Genomic DNA, 19688 nt, shown 5'->3' on the forward strand with positions numbered 1-19688 from the left:
CGCGGTCCGCCATGGGTGCGGCAGCCAGGAGGCGGCCTTCGGACGTTGACATCGCCGCAATGCGGCTGCCGCGTACCATCCGGATGTGTTGTTCCCGCAGGTTGGCTTTGCTGGAGCACGGTCCTTGACGGAGTCCGCTGCATGAACCGAGTGCTGCAACCGTTCGCATCCACCCGGCCAGCCGCCGCCTGGCCTTTCATCACCGGCTCGCTGCTGGTGGCGCTGGCATGCCTGTGGCTGTTGCAGTGGACCGCCGCGCCGCGACTGCAGGAAAGCGGCGTATGGATGGGATTGCGCGGCGGCGCCCTGTGCGGGCTGGCCACCGCTATCGGCGCGCTGCCGGTGCTGGTGGTGCGCAGCATCCCGCAGCGGCTGGCCGACGCGCTGCTGGGTTTCGGTGCCGGCGTGATGCTGGCCGCCTGCGCGTTTTCGTTGGTGCTGCCCGGGCTGGAGGCGGCCCGGGCGATGGGCCATTCGGCATGGGGCGCCGGCTGGCTGGTCAGCGCCGGGCTGATGCTGGGCGCGCTGGCGCTGTTGGGGCTGGACAAGACGCTGGTCGACGAGCCGTTGGATGCCCAACGCGCATTGGTGCCATCGCGGCTGGTGGTATTCGTGCTGGCCATCGTGCTGCACAACATTCCCGAGGGCATGGCGGTGGGTGTGGCTGCCGGCGGCAGATTGCCTGAGGCTCCCGGCCTGGCGATGGGCATCGCATTGCAGGATCTGCCGGAAGGGCTGGTGGTGGCGTTGGTGCTGGCCGGCGCCGGCATGGGGCGGGCCAAGGCAGTGTTCATCGGCGTGCTGTCGGGCGTGGTCGAACCGATGGCGGCCGTGCTCAGCGCGGCGGCGATGACGATCTCCAGCGTGCTGCTGCCGTGGGGCCTTGCCTTTGCCGCCGGCGCCATGTTGATTGCGGTGGCGCACAGCGTGATTCCCGAATCCGGCCGCCACGGCCACGGCATCATCGCTTCGGCCGGTCTGGCGATCGGTTTCTGCCTGATGATGATGCTGGACACCGCATTGGCCTGAGCGCTTGACCGGTCCCGCTGGCGCCGGCAGTCTGCGGACTTCGCAGCAGGAGCCGCGCGATGAACCGACCTGTCCGCATCATCGGCAACTACCTTTCGCCTTATGTGCGCAAGGTGCTGGTGTGCCTGCAATTGAAGGGCATCGATTACGAAATAGATCCGATTGCGCCGTTCGTGGGCGATGAGCGCTTTTCGCAGATCAGCCCGCTGCGGCGGATACCCGTACTGATCGATGGCGATCTGGCGCTCAACGATTCCAGCGTGATCTGCCAGTACCTGGAAGACCGGCAGCCGCAACCGGCGCTGTACCCGGCCGATATCGCCGCCCGCGCCCGCGCGCGCTGGCTGGAGGAATACGCCGATTCGCTGCTGGGCGATGTGATCGTCTGGCGGATGTTCTACCAGGTGGGCGTCAAGCGGCTGTTGTTCAACGAGGCCACCAACGAGGAGGTGGTGCGCAAGGCGCGCGAGGAAGAGCTGCCGGCGGCGTTGGACTACCTGGAGCCGCAGATGCCGGAGAGCGGATTCCTGTTCGGCGACGTGTCCATCGCCGATGTCGCCATCGCCTGTTTCCTGCGCAATGCCGCATTCGTGCGCTATCAGATCGATGCGCAACGCTGGCCGCACACCGCGCAATGGCTGCAGCGCACGCTGCAGCTGCCTGCGTTCCAGTCCCTGGCCGTATACGAAAACCACATGCTGCGGGTGCCGGTGCAGCAGCAGCGGCAGGCGCTGGCGGCCATTGGCGCGCCGTTGACCGCCGACACGCTGGGCAATGCCGCACCGCGCCGGGGCGTGATGCGGCTGGAATGAATGCGCGGGGCCGGCGCCTGGCCGGGACGCGCCTGGTTCAGCGCGGCGCCACGTCCGTACGCATGACCGGATACAGGTTGTAGCGTTCGTCCCAGGATCGATGCCGCTGGTAGAAGAACTGCAACCGGGCCGCCGGGTCGCCGGCGAAGGCCTGGTCATCGCGCAACCGCTGTTCGAATGCGGCCTTGACCGCCGGATCCTCCAGCATCTGGCGCGCGACCTGTTCGGCGACGTAGTCTTCCATGTACTCCTTGGCCTCGAACGCGTTGTTGAACCCGCCCCAGGCCAGCAGCGAATCCGGCGCCGCCGGCTCCAGCAGCGCCATCGCCAGCCGCGCCTTGGGCTGCGCTATCGGCACGAACAGAGAACCGTTGCCGATATCGCGGCGCTCGCGCGACCACGCGCCTTCGACGCTCAGGCGCTGGCGGCCTTCCACCGACTGTTTGGCGAAGTCGGTCTTGCTGGCGCGGTAGGTCTCCACCGCGGTACCGGTCTGTGCAGCGGTTCGGCGGAACTGGATGCCGTGCAGTTTGAGTTTCTCGCCCACCCACGCCGCATGCGCGGCCGGCACGATATAACCGGCGCCCGGAGCGGTCACGCTGATGGCCGGCTGGATGTCGTCGCGCAACGGTACCTGCCAGATTTGCGGGGTGGTTTCGTCGTAGCGGGTCATCAGCGCGCCGGACACTTCCGACGGCGTGCGCGTATAGGCATAGCCGCGGAAATCGATGGTGCGTGCGCGGGGGCTGGCCGCCCAGGTCAGCGGGGCAGGCTGGCCGGCCAGCGCCGCCGCCGTCGCATCGGCGCTGTGCGCGGCCTGCAGCCAGTGGCCGCCGTTCTGCGCGGTGCGCTCGAGCACCGAGATAATGGTGTTGCGGGTAATCCGCACCCGCACCGGGTACTCCTTCCACGAATGCGTTTCCACCAGCATGCCGATGCGGTTGCGCAGCAGGAAATAGCCGTGCGAGAACCGCGGCGGCGGTACGCCATCCTCAAAGCCCGAGGCCGGATCGTCATAGGTCACGAATGAGGGATAGAACGGCAGCGGCAGCGAACCCTGCCGCGCCAGATCGGCGATGGTGCCGTCGCGCAGCGCGGTCCCGGCCGCGCGCAGTCCCGCGTCGCCGGCATGCACCGGTTCGACCTGGATCGAGATGTCGTGTTCGAACTGCGCGCCGTTGGTGGCATGCAGATCCACCGTCACCAACGGATCCCATTCCTCGATCAGCCGCAGCATCGCCTGCATCTCCGGCGTGTCGGCCTTGGCGTAGTCGCGGTTGAGGTTGTAGTTCTGTGCGGTGGTGCGCCAGCCCATTTCCTCGGGGCCGCGCTGGTTGGGCCGGTTCCAGGCGCCGAAGCGTTCGTGGCCGTCCACGCTGAACACCGGCACGAACACCCACACCAGCTTGTCCAGCGCACCGGCGGCGGCCTTGCCTTCCAGCACTTCGCGCAGGGCCAGGAAACCCGCGTCCTTGCCGTCGATTTCGCCGGCATGGATGCCGCCCTGGATCAGCACCACCGGCAGACCGCGGCGGCGCGCCTGATCGGCGGTCAGCGCGCCGCTGGTCGAGGCCACCAGCGCCTTCATCGGACGGCCTTCGGGCGATGTGCCGAAGCTCAGGCAGCGTACCGCCTTGGGATACGCCTTGACGAAGGCGTCGCAAAGCGCACCGACTTCGTCATAGCGGCCGGTCTTCAGAAAACCGGAACGTTCGGAAACCGTGGTCAGCGCGGTATCGGCGGCGGCAACGGACAGGCTCAGGGCCAGGGGCAGGGCGGCGAACAGCAACCGGAACGGGAGTCTGGGCATGGCGGTCGGGTCGGGAAAAACCGCGATGATGCCTGCGAATGCTCCCCGCGCCCAGTGCAGCAGGTCCTGTTGACGGAATCGGCACAACGCGCGTTGACAGGCCCTGGCGGTTCGACCCCTTGGGCCGGATACGGTACCCTTCCGGAAGTTTGTACCGGAAGTCTGGATGAGCACGACGATTGACGCCAGCCGGGGCCGCATGCCCAGGCAAATCCCCTACATCATCGGCAATGAGGCGTGCGAACGGTTCAGCTTCTACGGGATGCGCAACATCCTGGTGCCGTTCCTGGTCAGCAGCATCCTGCTGGCCTACCTGCCGGAGGCCGACCGCGAAGGCGCGGCGAAGGATGTCTTCCATACCTTCGTCATCGGCGTTTACTTCTTCCCGCTGTTGGGCGGCTGGCTGTCGGACCGCTTTTTCGGCAAGTACAACACGGTGCTGTGGCTGTCGCTGGTGTATTGCGCCGGCCACGCCTGCCTGGCGTTGTTCGAGGACAACCGCACGGGCTTCTACACCGGCCTGTTCCTGATTGCGCTGGGATCCGGCGGCATCAAGCCGCTGGTGTCGGCGTTCGTAGGCGATCAGTTCGATCAGAGCAACAAGGACAAGGCCAAGGTCGTCTACGACGCGTTCTACTGGACGATCAACTTCGGCTCGTTCTTCGCATCGCTGCTGATGCCGATCTTCGTGCGCAACTACGGCCCGTCGGTGGCGTTCGGCATCCCCGGCCTGCTGATGTTCATCGCCACCGCGATTTTCTGGGCCGGCCGCCACAAATACGTGCATGTGCCGCCGTCGCCGCCGGCTCCGGATTCGTTCCTCAACGTGGTGCGCAGCGCGCTGTTCGGTCCGGCGCCCGGCAAGGGTCTTGGCACCGCCCTGGCCGTCGCGGGCATCGTGCTGTCGGTCGCGTCGCTGGCGCTGATTCCGCCGCTGGGCTTCGTCAAGGCGGTGCTGATCGGATTGGGCCTGCTGATTGCGCTGGTCGGCATCGGCGCTTCGGTGCAGCTCGACCGCGCCCGCGCCGCCCACCCGGACACGGCCATCGAGGGCGTGCGCGTGGTGCTGCGCATCCTGATCGTATTCGCGCTGGTGACCCCGTTCTGGTCGCTGTTCGACCAGAAGGCCTCGACCTGGGTGTTGCAGGGCCAGACCATGCGCATCCCGCATGAGGCGTGGTGGTGGCCGAGTTGGCTGGTGGTGACCGCGGCGCAGATGCAGGCGCTGAATCCGATCATGGTGATGGCGCTGATCCCGTTCAACAATCTGGTGCTGTACCCGCTGCTGCGGCGGATGGGTTTCGAGCCGACCGCGCTGCGGCGGATGGGCTTTGGCATCGCTTTCTCCGGCGTGGCCTGGATAATGGCCGGTGTCATCCAGTTGTGGATCGACGGCGGCGAGCCGGTGTCGCTGGCCTGGCAGATCCTGCCGTACCTGCTGCTGACTTTCGGCGAGGTGCTGGTTTCGGCGACCGGGCTGGAATTCGCCTACAGCCAGGCGCCGCGTTCGATGAAGGGCACCATCATGAGCTTCTGGTTGCTGTCGGTTTCCTACGGCAACCTGTGGGTGCTGATGACCAATGCCGCAGTCCGCAACGACGCGGTGATCGGGCAGATCGCCAGCACCGGGTTGAGCGAGAACGCCTTCCTGATGTTCTTCTTCGCCGGGTTCGCGTTCGTGGCGGCGCTGTTCTTTGCCCTGTATGCGCGGCGTTATCCGATGCAGGATTACTACCGGACCGCCTGAGGAACCTGGATGCAAGCCCCCATTACCCTGGTCCTGATCGCGGTCACCTGCGCGGTGTCGCTGCTCGCCTTCAAGAATGCCGCACTGGCCGGCCGCCTGATCCTGTGGCCGCCGGCGATAGACCGCCACAAGCAGTACGACCGGCTGGTGACCTACGGTTTCCTCCACGCCGATTTTTTCCACCTGCTGTTCAACATGGTCACGCTGTTCTTCTTCGGCCGCATCATGGAAGACGTGATGGTGCAGATTACCGGCAGCCGGATCACCTACGTCGCGTTCTACCTCGCAGCGCTGGTGGTGTCGGTGCTGCCGACCTATCTGAAACACCAGAAGGACCCCAACTACTCGTGCCTGGGCGCATCCGGCGCGGTGTCGGCGGTGCTGTTCGCGTTCGTGCTGATCAATCCCTGGGCGCGGATCCTGGTGTTCGTCATCCCGATGCCGGCAATCGTGTTTGCGGTGTTGTACATCGGCTACAGCATCTGGATGGATCGCCGCGGCGGCGACAACGTCAACCATGGCGCGCATCTGGCTGGAGCGGCGTTCGGCATCCTGTTCATGGTGGCGATGGAGCCGCGGGTCATCGGGCATTTTATTGAGCAGTTGTCGCGTCCTGGCTTCTGACCGGGCTGCGCAAACGCTCACCTGATTTGAAGGTGGGCCATGTTATCCCGGTGCCGTTGCACAACCGCGGAGGAACACATGGCAACCATCCGGGCACGCAAGTCAGCGGCAGGCAGCGCCGGCGTACGCAAGCCGGCCAGCAAGGCAGCGAAAAGTTCGGCCAGGAAGGCCGCAAAGAAGGCCACAAAGAAGGCGACAAAAAAATCGGCCAAGAAGGCGACGAAGAAGGCCGCCACCAAACTGACGGTCAAGAAGGCCGCCACCAAGCGGACGGTCAAGAAGGCCGCCGCAAAAACCGCCACACCGGCGAGCAAGAAGGCGACCGGGAAAGCGGCCAAGCGGACGGTCAGCAAAGCCGCCAGTAAGACGGCCGCGGCCAAGACCGTGCGCAAGGCGGGCGCAGGCGGGACCGCGAAGGCAGCCACCCGCACCCCCGCGAAAAAAGCCGCCGGCAAACGTGCCGCGCCCAAACGGGTGACTCCGCGGCAGGCGCTGGCCAGGACCCGCAAGCTGCTTGAACAGAAACAGCAGGCACGGCGCGAAGTGCAGCCATGGCAGTTGCTGGACGGCGCGCCGCAGGCGCATGCCTCCGGACCGGCGTTGCAGTCCCCCGAGGCAGCCGGGAAAGCGCTGGAACTGCATGCCGGCGAGAGCCGGATGAAGGCGATCCAGGGCAGCGTGGGAACCCGCGACCGCCGCAACCAGGGCAAACGCGATCACCGCAACGATGGCGATTGAGCCGGGATCCGCAAGGCGGGCGGTATCGCCCGCCCTGGCGCCGGCAGAGCGGCGTGATGCGGCTTGGCAGGCGCCGGTGGCCCCGTCTTCCGGCGCAGACCGGGAGCCGGCGGCCTGACCAGCCGTCCGGCTGTTGCAAAGCCCAGGCCGCAGCCAGGCCGCAGGGCTCCCGTTTGCGATGGAATGATGGCTTGTCCAGCGCTTGCCCTGGACATCGCGGGCATCGCTGCCGCGGTGGCGGTCAGCGCGCCCTGCAACCGAACAGCGACAGGTCGATCGAATTCGCCATCCTCACATAGCCCTGGTCGTTGGGGTGCAGATGGTCGCGGGTGATTTCTGCCGGCAGCGACTCCGGATTGGCCGGGTCGCGTATCGCCGCGTCGAAGTCGATCAGCGCGGAAAACGTATCGGTGCTGCGGATGAAATCATTCAGTGTCCGCCGGGTGGCGGCCGCCACCGGCTCGTAGCGCTCGGACTGTCCGAACGGAGTGAGCGTTGCGCCGATGGCCCGAATGCCGTGCTGTTGCAGCCGGGCGGCGATCTGGCGGTAGCCGAGCATCATGTCGGCGGCATTGCGGCCAGGCTTGAAATCCGGCGCGCCGCCGTGGCGGATGTCGTTGATGCCTTCGAACACCACCACATGGTCCACGCCGGGCAGCGCCAGCACGTCGCGGTCCAGCCGCGCCAGCGCGCTGTGGCTGCGGCCGGCATCCATCACCTTGTTGCCGCTGATGCCGGCGTTGAGCACGACGGCATGGTCGGGGCAGGCCTGCTGCAGCCGCAGCGCCAGCAACGCTGGCCAGTCGCCGTTGGCGCCGCGGGTGGCGGTGGCGCCCTCGGTAATCGAATCGCCCAGCGCCACCACCACGACCGGCTTGCGCTCGCGCAGCGCCAGCACCGCGGATACCGTGTTCTGGCGATAGCTGAGCGGGACGTCGTCGCCAACTTGCGTATCGCCCTCCGCCACCCGCAGCGGCGTGCGCCGCACCGCGGGACGGGCGGGCTGCGGGTAATACAGGTTCAGCGATACCTCGGCGAACGCCGGTGCGCTGAGCGCTACCGGATCGCTCAGCAGCGCTGCGCCGGCCGGAACGACCACCTCGGCACGGCCGTCGAACAGCACCGGCAGCGCCGCTGCGGACTCGCCAGCGATGCGGGCCGACGCGCCACCCAGCACCAGCGGCGCATCGCCCAGTTCGTTGCTGATGCGAAAGCGCAGCGCCTGCGCCGAGGTGCCCAGCCGCATGTCCTGGCGTACGGTCTGGTTGTCGAACTGCAGCGGCGCCTCCGGCGGGCCATCGCGCCGGTCAGGCGCCGGCGAGGCGATCCAGGCCGGCACCCACACCTGTGGCCTGGCCGCTTGCGCGGTGGCGGCCAGCGCCAGGGCAAATCCGAATATGCAGAGGCGTTGCCAGAACATCGCTGTTCCCCTTGGCTCAGGAAAAGAAAACGCCGCCATTGACGTCGACGCTGGCGCCATTGATGAAGCTGGCCGCATCGGAGGCCAGGTACACCGCCACATCGGCGGCTTCCTCGGCGCGGCCTTCGCGGCGCAGCGGAGTGGCATTGGCGACCGCCTGGCGAATCTCGGGCTTGGTGAAATCGTCATGGAAGCGGGTGGCGATCATGCCGCAGCACAGCGCATTGACCCGGATCCCGCGCGGCCCCAGTTCCTTGGCCATCGCCCGCGAGAACGTCATCACCGCGCCCTTGGCGGTGGCATAGAGGGACGCACCGCCGCCGCCGCCATCGCGCCCGGCCAGCGAGGAAAAATTCACGATGGCCGCGCCTTCGGCCATGTGCGGCGCCACCGCCTGGGTGGTCAGGAACACCGACTTCAGGTTCAGATCCATCACCTGGTGAAAGAAGGTCTCGTCGATGTCGGCCAGCGGCTTGCGCGCCACCATGCCGCCGGCCACGTTGACCAGGATGTCGATGCGGTCGCCGAACGCTTCCCGCGTGGCCGCCACCAGGCCGGCGACCGCCTGCGCGTCGGTCACATTGGCGCGGTGCAGGATGGCCTGGCCGCCGGCGTCTTCCACCAGCGTCAGCGTCTGGCGCGCGCTGGCTTCGTCGTTGGCGTAGTTGATGCAGACCTTGGCGCCGGCGGCGGCCAGTTTCAGCGAAACCGCACGGCCGATGTCGCGGCCGCCGCCGGTGACGATCGCCACCTTGTCTTTGAATTGCATGGGTGAAGTCCTTTGTTTTGCGGGTGGGGAAGTCAGTTGCGGTCGGCCGGGTCGAGCTTTTCGATTGGGCCGGTGACCAGCCAGACGGCGATCAGCGACAGCGGCACCAGCGCCGCGACCAGGATGAACATCGGGGCATACGACTGGGTCGTCATCACCGGCACCAGCCAGGTGGTGATCAGCGTGCCGGCGACCGCGGCCATGCCGCCGATGCCGGCCAGCGAGCCGACCGATTTGCCGTGGAAGACGTCGCCGGGCAGGGTCTGGATGTTGCCGATGGCGATCTGGAAACCGAACAGCACCGCGGCGATGGTCAGCACCGCGACTACCGGGTCGGCGGCGAATACCGCCCCCAGCAGCGCCGGCGCCATGATTGCGCCGCCCAGGGTGATGGTCCATTTGCGCGCACGGCCGACGCTCCAGCCGGCCGCAATCAATCGTCCCGACAGCCAGCCGCCGGACAGGCTGCCGAGCATCGCGCCGACGAAGGGCACCCAGGCGAAAATGCCGATCTGCTTGATGTCGAAGTGGAAGGTCTCGGCCAGGTAGATCGGCAGCCACGACACGAACAGCCACCAGATCGGATCCAGGAAGAAGCGCGCCAGCACGATGCCCCAGCTTTGCCGGTGCGACATGATCTGCCGCAGCGTCGGCAGGTAGGCCGGCTTGGCAACCGTATCGGCTTCGGCCGGAGCATCCAGGATCAGCGCGCGCTCGGCTTCGCTGACCCACGGGTGCCGGTCCGGTCCGGCCCGGTAGATGATCAGCCACGGCAGCAACCAGATGAAACCCAGCGCGCCGACCAGCAGGAACGTGCCTTTCCAGCCCAGCGCCAGGAACAGCAGTGCGATCAGCGGCGCCGAGACGATGGCGCCGATGGACGCGCCGGCGTTGAAGATGCCCTGTGCCAGCGCCCGTTCCCGCGCCGGAAACCATTCCGCATTGGCCTTGACCGCGCCCGGCCACGCACCGGCCTCGCTGATGCCCAGCATCGCGCGGAAGATGCCGAACGACAGCACCGAGTTGGCGACCGCGTGCAGCGCGATGGACAGCGACCAGATCGAGATCGACAACGCGAAGCCGAGGCGGGTGCCGATGATGTCGAACAGGCGCCCGAACACGAACTGGCCGGCGGCGTAGAACAGCATGAAGATCGTCACCAGCAGCGCGTAATCCTCCTTGGTCGCGCCGATCTGGCCGGAGATTTCCGGCCACATCACCGCCAGCGCATTGCGGTCGATGTAGTTGATGACGGTTGCGATGGCGATCAGCGCAACGATGACCCAGCGGAAAGCCGAACGCTGCCTCATGGTGTGCGGTTCTCCGTGCCTGAGCTGGCCTGCTCGCCGGCGGGCATGTCGAAGCGGGCATAGCCGCCGGTCCACTGCCGGGTCTTGCCGCCGATCGCGATGCGGTGGCGGCGCTCGGGCGCCGGATCGTCGGCGATGGCCAAGGCCACCGATGCGCCGGAGGCCAGGGTCAGCACGATGGCTTCGGCATCGTCGCCGCGCACGCGGTGCAGCGCGCGGATGCGGCTGCTGGCGCCGCGCACGTACTCGGCGGTGCCGTTGTATTCGCCATGCGGTTCCAGTACGGCGAAGAAGCTGACCTCGGGCTGGCCGTCGACGCGCTGGATCAGCGCCTGTTCGCGGCGCAGGTTGAAGTCGGGATCGTTGGCGCCGCTTTCGGCCAGGATCGCCCGCGACGGCGCGCTGCTGCCGAAGCGGTAGCTGTAGAAGCGGCCATCCAGCAGCCAACTGAGCGTACGCGGTTCGCTGGACGGTTCGCTGGAGGCGTCCACCCACAGGTGCTGGTAGCCGTTGGCCTTGCCCAGCACCGGACGCGTGGCCAGCGCCCTTTGCGCGTCGAAACCCACATTGATGATGTGGCCGTTGAAATGCAGCGGCAGGTCGTAGCGCGCCGGCTTGCTGCCCTGCACGCGCAGCAGATCGATGGCCACCGGCAGGCCCAGTTCCGGATGCTCCAGCAAAGCCAGCGTGCGGGTGAATACAACGCCGTCGTAGGCGCCCTGCATGCGCGCCGAGGCGATCTGCAGGTCACCGGTTACGGCAAACAGCAACGGCGCCGGCGCATGCCGCTGGCCCAGTTTCCAGTCGCCGCCGAAATGGCTCTGCTCGTTGACCGCCAGCGTGTTGTGGGCGACGGTCTGCTTGGCCCAGCTGCTGTTTTCCGGCAGATAGATGCCGCCGGCCTTGGCCTCGACGTTGAGGAAGCGTGCGGCGCCGTAATCGGTCACCACGCGCTGGCCGTTGTCGTAGAACAGCCAGTTCAGCTTGTCGAAGTGGCCATGCCCCATGCCTTGCGAGGTGTTCTTCATCACCAGCGTCTGGCCGTCTTCGCCGCCCGCGCGCAGGATCGCCAGGCCGCCGCGGTCGCCGTCGGGACCGTCGCGCAGCATCGCCGGGCGGAACGCGAACGGCTTGGCGCGGCCGGCCGCCAGCGCTTCGGCCACCTGCAGTCCTTCCGGCGAGAGCAGGGTGCGGCGTTGCCGTTCGGCGATCGACAGCAGCGCCGCATCGCCGCTCTGCGCATAGGCGACGGCGATGCCGGCGACCAGTTCTTCGGTATCCAGCCCCTTGTCCAGGATGGCATCGTTGATAGGGAAGAAGTAGCCGCCGTAGCTGCTCTGCACCAGCGTATCGACCGCTTTCAGCAGCACGCCGTCCTTGTGCGCGAAGATGCGCCGCTGCGGCTCGTTGCGTTCGATGGCGTTGGCGAAGATCACGAACGGCGCCAGCGCATAGCGCTGGTAATAGGGGCCTTCCTCGTAATAGCCGTCGGGCGAGAACAGATCGTCGATCTGTTTCAGGAACCCGGCCTTGCCGTCCTTCGACAGTCCCAGCAAGGCCTTGTCCACCATGTCCTGGTCGCGCAGCACATAGCCGGTCATGCCGACCGCGGCTACCGCCCAGGTGGCGTGGTTGTGGATGCGGTTGAAGCTGTCCGGCGTCTGTTCGGACAGGAACCGCGCCATGCGCCGGAATACCTGCTCGTCGATGCGGCGGCGCTCGGCCGCGCTCAGCGTGTCGCGGATCGCGTCATAGCCCTGGCTGGCGTGGACCAGCCAGACCGAGTCGTTCAGCGATTGCCAGAACAGCCGGCCGGGTACCTGTCCGCGGCCGGCAGGGTGTTTGCCGAGCGTCGGATACAGTTCGGCGTAGGCCAGCAGCATATCGCGCGCGTAGTCGGCATAGGCGCGCTCGCCGGTCAGCCGGTACAGCGCGCCGGCGCCGTGGATGGCCTGGTAGTTGCGCTTGTGCTGTTCGTGGCTGTAGCCGCCGCCGGGATCCTTCGGTGGCGGCACCACGACGCCGGCGGCCATCGCCTTGCGCAGCGCCTCGGCAGCGCGGGCCTGTTCGTGGGCGAACAGCGGATAGCGGCTACCGTTCTGCGCCATCTGCCGCCACTGCGCTGCGGAGACCAGTACCGGTGCCGCTTCCGCGGCGACTTGATCCGCTGGCGCGGAAGTCGCCGCCGCTGCGGGTAAGGCAAAGGGCAGGGCGGCAATCCCCAGACCGGCGGATACCAGCATGGCCAGGCAGGCGGGACGAATCATTGGGCGATCTCCAACGGAATATCGGACTGGATGGCGGGCGTGGCGACGAACTGGTTGCGAGCCACCGCGAACACCGGCTCGCCGACCGTATGCGCGAAACGGACGGGAGCGCTGTCGGTGAACCGGTTGCCGGTCAGCTGCGCGCGCTGCACGCCGTGCAGGCGCACCGAAGCATCGGCGCGGTTGCCGGCCTGTTCGAAGGTCGAAGCATCGATGCGGATCTCCGGCCCGAACGTGCTCTCGTCGCTGCCGCCGCGATACAGATCGACCACCGGGCCGCCGATGCGACGGAACCTGCTGTTTTCGATTTCGACGCGCTCGGCGTTGTAGGTGCCGCGATCGTCGGTTTCCGCATGCGCCGCGATGACGGCGCCGGAGACATCATCGATGACGACATCGCGCAGCGCGATCAGATCCGCCAGCGTGCCCTTGCCGGCGGAGATGACATCGAAATGGCGGTTGACGGTCAGGTCGGATACCCGGCTGCGCTCGATCAGCAGGGCGTAGTTGGCCGCACTGGAACCTGGCCGGATTCGGATCACGGCGTTGCCGGCTTCGTCGGGGGCGGCCTTGCCGGACACGCTGAGGCGCCAGAGCCGCAGCGATCCGCCGCGCTCGATCTGGAACAGCGTCGGCCGCGAGAACGAAATTGTCGCGTCGCCGGTTTCCGGTCCGCGGACGGTCAGAGGACGATCCACCGCCAGCACCTGGTTGACGCTGTAGTGGCCGGGCGCCAGTTGCAGCCGGTCGCCCGCGCCGGCCGCGGCCAGGGCGGTGGTGAGCGTGTCCTCGCCTGGCGTCACTTTGCGCACGGCGCCGCTGTCCAGCGCTGCGTCCTTCGCATTTTTCGGATACCAGTCGACGCCGACCGCACTGCGAGGCACCGGCTGCAGATCGACGGGCGCACCTGTGCCTGCAGCGCCCGGCACGGTCAGCAGGCCGTTGGCGCCGCGTACCGTTTCCAACCTGCGGCCTTCCACGCCGCCGGGAAAGCCGGCTGATGCGGCAGGGCTTTGCAGATTGCCGCTGAACGCGATGCCGGACAGATCGCCCAGCACGCGCAGCGGATCCCTGCCGGCGCCGACGATCAGATTGCCGCTGAAGCGGCTGTTGATCGGCGGCGCGGATCGTTCGTCGTCCATGCCGGCGCCAAGAAACAGGCTGCGCGCATCGATAAAGGTGTTGTTCTCGATGACCGCATTGTCGACCTGGGCGTATCGGTGCAGCGGCGAGTCCGGCACCCCGTACATCACGCTCAGGGCCGACGCGAAGCCTTCCCCGGCCAGGCCTTCCAGATAGTTGCCGCGCACGGTCTGGTTGCGATTGATGACGCGGATACCGCCGGTGTGAGGCTTGTTGCCGCCGATGAAGACGTTGGACTCGACCAGGTTGCCGTCGCCATGGCGCAGCACCAGCGCGCCGCGCGAATGGAAGAAGACATTGCCGCGGTAGACATTGCCGCCGGATTTGTTGGAGACGATCTCCACCTCGCCGTCGCAGCCTTCGAACCAGTTGTTCTCGACCAGCGTGCGCGATTGGGACTGCGAGTCGTGGCTGGTGCCGACGCGGATGGTTTCGCCGCCGTTGGAACCCAGGTTGGGGCGCGGCCCGAACCAGTTGTGGTCGATGCGATGGCGGTTGTCCAGGCCCTGCTCGGCGTCGCGCACCACCACCAGCGTGGCGCCGGCATTGGACTTGCCTGCGATGTGATTGCGGTCGAAACGGTTGTCATGCCCGTAAAGCGACACCCAGTGGTCGGACTGGTCGCGTTCGGGCTTGTTGAACGCGTCGATCACCACGCCGGTCACCCGGCTGTTGTTGGCGCGTTCCCGCCGCGATTTGCGGAACGAGACCACTTCGGCGGTAGGCGACCAGCCATCGCGGAAGAGCAGGTTGGAAACGACCAGGAACTGGCCGGCCAGCCGCAGGTTGGACTGGCCGGTCAGAACCACCCGGCCCGGCGTCTGTGCGGTGAGAGTGATCGGGAGCCGGGCGGTGCCGTTGCCGCTCAGCAGGATCTGGAAATCGCGCCACTGGCCGTCGGCCAGCACGATAGTGTCGCCTGGCCGCAGCGCCTTGGCGGCTGCCGCGTATTGGGCCTGGGTATGGACCAGAACCGGTGCGCGGCCGGAGGTGGCTGGCGCAGCAGATGTCGTCAGAAGCAGCAGCATGGTCAGCACGCCGCAAGCTGGTAACCGCATGATTTACCTCCCGGAGCGACCAGGCGCTGGCGTCGCTAGTGGCCGGATGGTAACAGAGGCCAGGCATCCGTCAACCTGATTCGCATACCAATATTTTGATATTTGGTCTGAATATTTGGTCCGTATTTTATGCTGCATTTGCACATAAATTGGCCGATAAATGGCCTTTCCAAAAGACCTGAGCGGATATTTAGACCAATTTGTTGACATTGGTCTGCAGTTGTTGAAGCCTGCCGCTCCGGGCCCTGCACAATGGGCCTTCACCGGGAGGAGGAAAACATGCGGCACTATCACGGAGCCAGGTCCGTCAGGCGTCCAGCAGCGCTGCGCAGCGCTCTGGCCTGCGCCATTTGGGCGTCCCTGGGCGCATCCACAGCAATGGCGCAGCAGGCAACTGCGCAGGCCGAGGCGTCAGGCGCGCAGCAAACGGCACCGCCGGCAACTGCGCCGGACAGCGAAACCACCACCCTGGACGAAGTACGGGTAGTCGGCATCCGCGGTTCGATCCAGTCCTCGATCAACAAGAAGCGCAACGACACGGTAGTGTCGGACGTGTTGTCGGCCGAAGACATCGGCGACTTGCCGGCGCCGTCGCTGGCCGACGCCATCGAGACCCTGACCGGCGCCGCCTCCACCCGCGACAAGACCGGCGCATCGGAGATCTCGATTCGCGGCCTGGGTGCGTTCCTCAGCACCACCAACTTCAACGGCCGCGAGATCACCAACGGCAGCGGCGACCGTTCGGTCAACTTCAACATGTTCCCGGCCGAACTGGTCAACACCGTAGCGATCTACAAAACCCAGCGCGCGGACCTGATCGAAGGCGGCGTGGCCGGCACCATCGGCCTGGAGACGCTCAAGCCGCTCGACTACGGCAAGCGGGCCATCCAGTTGGACGGCCGCGGCAGCTGGGCCGAGTACGACAGCAAGTACCGCGACAAGGACGGCATCGGCTGGCGTGGCACCGGCAGCTACATCGATCAGTTCGAATTCGCCAATGGCGGCAAGCTGGGCGTGTCGCTGGGCATCCAGGCGCTGGACGGCAGCGATCCGGAGGAAAGCATGACCAGCGGCTCGACCTGGTATGCCTGCGACGGCAATGAGGTGGTGGCCGCCAATGCCAACTGCACCGAGGTCGATGGCCACCAGGTTGCCGCCGGCGCGCCGTATTACCTGGCGCCAAGCAGCCGCATCTACCGGCTCAAGCAGGAGCGCAACGACCGCCAGTCCGAGTTCGCGGCGGTGCAGTGGAAGCCCAACGATGTGGTCGAAGTGAACCTCGATTACCAACACACCGACCGCAACTGGCACGAGAACCGCTCGGACCTGAGCCTGTCCAATACCCGGCGCGGCATCACCAACCGGGTGGTAGACGAGAATGGCGTCCTGCAGAGCTTCTCCGGCAGCACCTCGATCGATTCGACCTCCACCAAATACGACCGCAACGAGGAATACACCGGCGGCGGCCTGAATCTGATACTGCGCCCGTCCGTGGCCTGGGAACTCTCCACCGACCTGTCCTATTCGCACACCCTGCGCCAGGACACCCAGCGCATGACCCGCCTGCGCGCCAACCGCACCGACATCAACGGCGACACCGTGCCCGGCATCAGCAGCGGTACTACGGGCTATGTGAACTACGACTGGTCCAAGGACGGCGACATCCCGGGCATCGCCCTGGATCCGGCTTTCGACGTGAACGACTGGGACGCCTACAGCGGTGCAGCCCGTGTGACCTCGCGCGAGACCGACAACGAGCACACCATCCGCGCAGGCCGCTTCGACATGAGCTACTTCCCCGAAGCCGGCTTCCTGACCCAGATCCAGGCCGGCCTGCGTGCCGCACAGTCGGACTACACCTACTTCGACAACACCGTCACCACCGACTACGACCAGCGCAACGCCGCCGACAAGGCTGCGATCGTCGCCGCCAACCAGGCCTGTCGCTCTCCGTTCCCGCAGGATGACTTCCTGAAGGATGGTGGCAGCGGCAACACCATTTCCAGCTGGGCCTACTTCGACCCCAGCTGCCTGTACGAGGCATTCCGCGGAACCAGCGCCACCGGGATCGATCCCAACGCCGTGGACCCGGGCAACGTGGATGTGGTCGAAAAGACCAGGTCCCTGTACCTGATGGGAGACTTCCGCGGCGAACTGTTCGGCCTGCCGGTGACCGGCAATGCCGGCGTGCGCTGGGTCAAGACCAACGTGCGCTCGGCCGGCGTGCGCACCGACCTGGAAATCATCACCAATGGCGATGGCACGATTCGCCTGGAACCCACCGGCAACTACCAGACCTTGGTGTTCAAGGCTGGCAACGACAAACTGCTGCCCAGCATCAACGCGGCCTTCGAACTGAAGCCGGAGCTGTTGCTGCGCGTCGGCGCCTACCGCGCAATGTCGCGTCCGGACATAGCCGCACTGGGCGCCGGCCGCACCATCACCGTCAACAACACCGAGAACTACACCGACCTGGCCGATGCGCTGGGTGGCATCAGCGCTGCCGGCAATCCCGCCGCCGATCCCCTGATGTCATGGAATGGCGATCTGTCGCTTGAGTGGTACCCGAATGCGGACACCATCCTGGCCGGTGCGGTGTACTGGAAGCAGTTCAACGGCGGCACCGAAACCGCGTTGATCGACGAGAACTTCGTGATCGATGGCCAGAGCGTGACCGTACCGGTACGTCAGCAGGTGACAACGGACGAAAACAGCACTCTCACCGGCTTCGAACTCAGCGCGGCCCATCGCTTTTCCTATCTGCCCAAGCCGTTCGACGGGCTTGGCTTCAAGATCAGCTACAACTACGCCGATACCGACTACCAGACCCAGGATCCGCGCCTGGGCGAGCAGGTGGACGCGGTCACAGGCACGGTCATCCCCGCCATCGTCGCTCCCGCCGGCCTGAGCGGCTTCTCCCGCCATGTGATGTCCGGTTCGATCTACTGGGACGTGGGCCGCTTCAACGTGCAGGCCATCGCCAAGTACCGGTCGCGGTACTACCAGGATTTCACCGGCAACGCCGCCCAGCAGAACCGCTACTACGGCGACAATACCAGCGTCGATTTCCGCGCCCGCTACAGCTTCAACAAACACCTGTCGCTATCGCTGGAGTTGATGAACCTGACCAACGAACCACGCGTGGCCTACCAGCCCATCTACGGCAACTTCCGCGAATATGTGACCTACGGGCGACGCGCGTATTTCGGTGTACGATACCGATTCTGAACGCAGCGGCGCGGCTCGACGGCCGCGCCGTTTATCCATGCAGGAACGGACCCGGGCAACCGCCCGGACCTACCAGGAAACCAAGACAGACGCTGACGCAAGATGTCCGAAAACCGCCTCTACCAGTCCATTGCCGCCAAAATCCTGGCCCTGATCGAATCGGGAGAGTTTCCGGCCGGTTCGCGCCTGCCGGGCGAACGCGACCTGGCTGAGCGTTTCGGGGTCAGCCGGGTCACCATCCGCGAGGCGGAAATCGCATTGGAAGCGCAGGGCTGGATCGCCATCAAGACCGGCTCGGGCGTCTATGTGAAGCCGCGCCCCATCGATGCGCATGGTGCGCTTCCCGACGTCAGCGCCTTCGACCTGACCGCGGCGCGCACCGTGATCGAAGCCGAGGCGGCGGCGCTTGCCGCTGGCCGCATCAGCGATGCCGAAGTGGAGGAGCTGGAAGAACTGGTCGCCGCGATGTCCAACCCGCAGGCGTCGGAAGAAGAAGCCGGCGAATACGATCGCAAGTTCCATCTGGCCATCGCCCGCATCTGCGGCAACCCGGTGGTCGAATACTGCATCCATCTGCTGTGGCGCATGCGCAACGAACTTCCGCGCGTACGTCAGGCGTATTCGCGGGTCTGCCATGACGACGGCAGCGCCAGAAGCGACGAGCATGCCGCCATCCTGATGGCATTGAAGAGTCGGGACCCGGCGGCGGCGCGTACTGCCATGCGCAGCCATTTCCAGCGCCTGTTCGAATCCATGCTGGAGGCGACCGAGAGCGAAGCGCTGGCGGAAATCCGCCGCCATACCGAGCAGAACCGCGAGCGCTTCCTGGCCACGACCCGAATATAGACGCTGGTCGGGCAAGGGCGGCCCGGAGGGCAGTCCTGCCATCTGCCGTGGCGCCACCGGTGATGGAGCGCGCCGCAACGGCTGCCGCAAACTGCGGCAATTCCGCTTCCGTTAGTCGAGCATCGCGTTGGTCTGGGTGATCCGCGGGCCGTTGTCGCTATCGCCGTAGGACGAAAGCAGGCGCTCGTAGACGGCGTTGTTGAGCCGCTCGAATTCCCATTCATCGGTGTGTCCGGTGACGGTCAGCTGGTACAGCCCTTCCAGCAGGGTGAAATCGCTGGCGGAGGCGGTTTCCTGCTCGGCGGGTGCAGGCGAGGCATCGGCTAGGTTCATGGCGGGTCTCCGGCAGCATGAGGGTCTTGCCGGAATACCAAGCAGTATCCGTGCCAACTTCCCCGGGCCGCATTCGTCAAGGCGGCGTGAAGGCCCCGCAGGCGGGACTGGCTTCAGAATGTGACGCATCGCGTCCGCTTGTGCCGCGCCTATTCAGTGTGCCGGGTCACAATGGGCACCCCTTTCATGGCAGGAATCCCATGTCGCTTCCCATCCAGCATCAACCCGACGCGCACCGTTTCGTTGTCCTTGTCGAAGGCCATCAGGCCGAACTGGTCTATGCGCTGCAGCAAGCACGACTGGTCATCGAACATACCGGCGTGCCATCGGCCATCGGCGGCCGCGGTATCGCCGGGGAACTGGTCAAGGCGGCGCTGGACTACGCGCGATCGGCCGGGTTGAAGGTGGTGCCGGCCTGTTCGTACGCGGCGGCCTATATGCAGCGGCACCCGCAGTACCAGGACCTGCTGGCGATGGCTTGACGCTCAAGGGCGGCTGGAGTGCGCCCGCGGAGCGGAATACACTGACGCATCACATGGCGGAAGGAGTCCGAA

The 19688-nt window shown here is 66.3% G+C and carries 16 protein-coding genes; 8 read left to right on the forward strand and 8 right to left on the reverse strand.

What is annotated here, in order from left to right; genetic code table 11:
• Positions 1-141: 141 nt before the first annotated feature.
• Both CRO39_RS01995 and CRO39_RS02000 read left to right on the forward strand, forming a co-directional pair.
• Positions 142-1029, forward strand: coding sequence for a ZIP family metal transporter (locus tag CRO39_RS01995; RefSeq protein WP_097120186.1), 888 nt, complete (start codon positions 142-144; stop codon positions 1027-1029).
• Positions 1030-1088: 59 nt separating this feature from the next.
• Entirely contained in the window at positions 1089-1841 is a 753-nt protein-coding gene (locus tag CRO39_RS02000) for a glutathione S-transferase family protein (protein WP_097120187.1), read from the forward strand.
• A 37-nt stretch (positions 1842-1878) separates the two neighbouring features.
• Here the strand turns inward: CRO39_RS02000 and CRO39_RS02005 are convergent, their stop codons facing one another.
• Positions 1879-3651 (reverse strand): M14 family metallopeptidase, encoded by a 1773-nt coding sequence (locus CRO39_RS02005; protein WP_097120188.1) that lies wholly within the window; start codon positions 3649-3651, stop codon positions 1879-1881.
• A gap of 166 nt (positions 3652-3817) precedes the next feature.
• Here CRO39_RS02005 and CRO39_RS02010 point away from each other — a divergent pair, with 166 nt between their 5' ends.
• Together CRO39_RS02010 and CRO39_RS02015 are read left to right on the forward strand one after the other, a co-directional pair.
• Entirely contained in the window at positions 3818-5398 is a 1581-nt protein-coding gene (locus tag CRO39_RS02010) for a POT-type proton-dependent oligopeptide transporter (RefSeq protein WP_097120189.1), read from the forward strand.
• A 9-nt stretch (positions 5399-5407) separates the two neighbouring features.
• A complete protein-coding gene (locus CRO39_RS02015; RefSeq protein ID WP_097120190.1) occupies positions 5408-6022 on the forward strand; it encodes a rhomboid family intramembrane serine protease in 615 nt (204 codons plus the stop codon).
• 17 nt (positions 6023-6039) lie between these two features.
• Here CRO39_RS02015 and CRO39_RS20775 read toward each other — a convergent pair whose 3' ends face one another.
• Positions 6040-6492: a hypothetical protein gene (locus CRO39_RS20775; RefSeq protein ID WP_176520143.1), complete on the reverse strand. Its 453-nt coding sequence runs from the start codon at positions 6490-6492 to the stop codon at positions 6040-6042.
• Between the two features lie 4 nt (positions 6493-6496).
• Between CRO39_RS20775 and CRO39_RS20780 the strand changes: the two genes are divergently transcribed.
• On the forward strand, positions 6497-6760 hold the full coding sequence (locus CRO39_RS20780; protein ID WP_176520144.1) for a hypothetical protein: 264 nt from the start codon (positions 6497-6499) through the stop codon (positions 6758-6760).
• Positions 6761-7001: 241 nt separating this feature from the next.
• Here the strand turns inward: CRO39_RS20780 and CRO39_RS02025 are convergent, their stop codons facing one another.
• Genes CRO39_RS02025 through CRO39_RS02045 form a run of 5 tightly spaced genes read right to left on the reverse strand, consistent with a single transcriptional unit; the run spans position 7002 to position 14727 of the window.
• Positions 7002-8180 (reverse strand): SGNH/GDSL hydrolase family protein, encoded by a 1179-nt coding sequence (locus tag CRO39_RS02025; protein ID WP_097120191.1) that lies wholly within the window; start codon positions 8178-8180, stop codon positions 7002-7004.
• 16 nt (positions 8181-8196) lie between these two features.
• Positions 8197-8949, reverse strand: a complete 753-nt coding sequence (locus CRO39_RS02030; RefSeq protein WP_097120192.1) for an SDR family NAD(P)-dependent oxidoreductase — start codon at positions 8947-8949, stop codon at positions 8197-8199.
• Between the two features lie 32 nt (positions 8950-8981).
• Entirely contained in the window at positions 8982-10259 is a 1278-nt protein-coding gene (locus CRO39_RS02035) for an MFS transporter (protein WP_097120193.1), read from the reverse strand.
• Positions 10256-12526, reverse strand: a complete 2271-nt coding sequence (locus CRO39_RS02040; protein WP_097120194.1) for an oligoalginate lyase — start codon at positions 12524-12526, stop codon at positions 10256-10258. The genes CRO39_RS02035 and CRO39_RS02040 overlap by 4 nt, the downstream gene beginning before the upstream one ends.
• Positions 12523-14727: a polysaccharide lyase 6 family protein gene (locus tag CRO39_RS02045; RefSeq protein ID WP_238394601.1), complete on the reverse strand. Its 2205-nt coding sequence runs from the start codon at positions 14725-14727 to the stop codon at positions 12523-12525. The genes CRO39_RS02040 and CRO39_RS02045 overlap by 4 nt, the downstream gene beginning before the upstream one ends.
• Before the next feature lie 378 nt (positions 14728-15105).
• On the opposite strand from CRO39_RS02045, the gene CRO39_RS02050 reads away from it, so the two are divergent.
• On the forward strand, positions 15106-17955 hold the full coding sequence (locus CRO39_RS02050; protein WP_097120195.1) for a TonB-dependent receptor: 2850 nt from the start codon (positions 15106-15108) through the stop codon (positions 17953-17955).
• A 102-nt stretch (positions 17956-18057) separates the two neighbouring features.
• A complete protein-coding gene (locus CRO39_RS02055; RefSeq protein ID WP_097120196.1) occupies positions 18058-18801 on the forward strand; it encodes a FadR/GntR family transcriptional regulator in 744 nt (247 codons plus the stop codon).
• 111 nt (positions 18802-18912) lie between these two features.
• Here CRO39_RS02055 and CRO39_RS02060 read toward each other — a convergent pair whose 3' ends face one another.
• Positions 18913-19134 (reverse strand): hypothetical protein, encoded by a 222-nt coding sequence (locus CRO39_RS02060; RefSeq protein ID WP_097120197.1) that lies wholly within the window; start codon positions 19132-19134, stop codon positions 18913-18915.
• Between the two features lie 200 nt (positions 19135-19334).
• Between CRO39_RS02060 and CRO39_RS02065 the strand changes: the two genes are divergently transcribed.
• A complete protein-coding gene (locus CRO39_RS02065; protein WP_097120198.1) occupies positions 19335-19616 on the forward strand; it encodes a GNAT family N-acetyltransferase in 282 nt (93 codons plus the stop codon).
• The last annotated feature ends 72 nt before the right edge of the window (positions 19617-19688 follow it).

The organism is Pseudoxanthomonas wuyuanensis, from assembly GCF_900215535.1.
GTDB classification, from domain to species: domain Bacteria; phylum Pseudomonadota; class Gammaproteobacteria; order Xanthomonadales; family Xanthomonadaceae; genus Pseudoxanthomonas_A; species Pseudoxanthomonas_A wuyuanensis.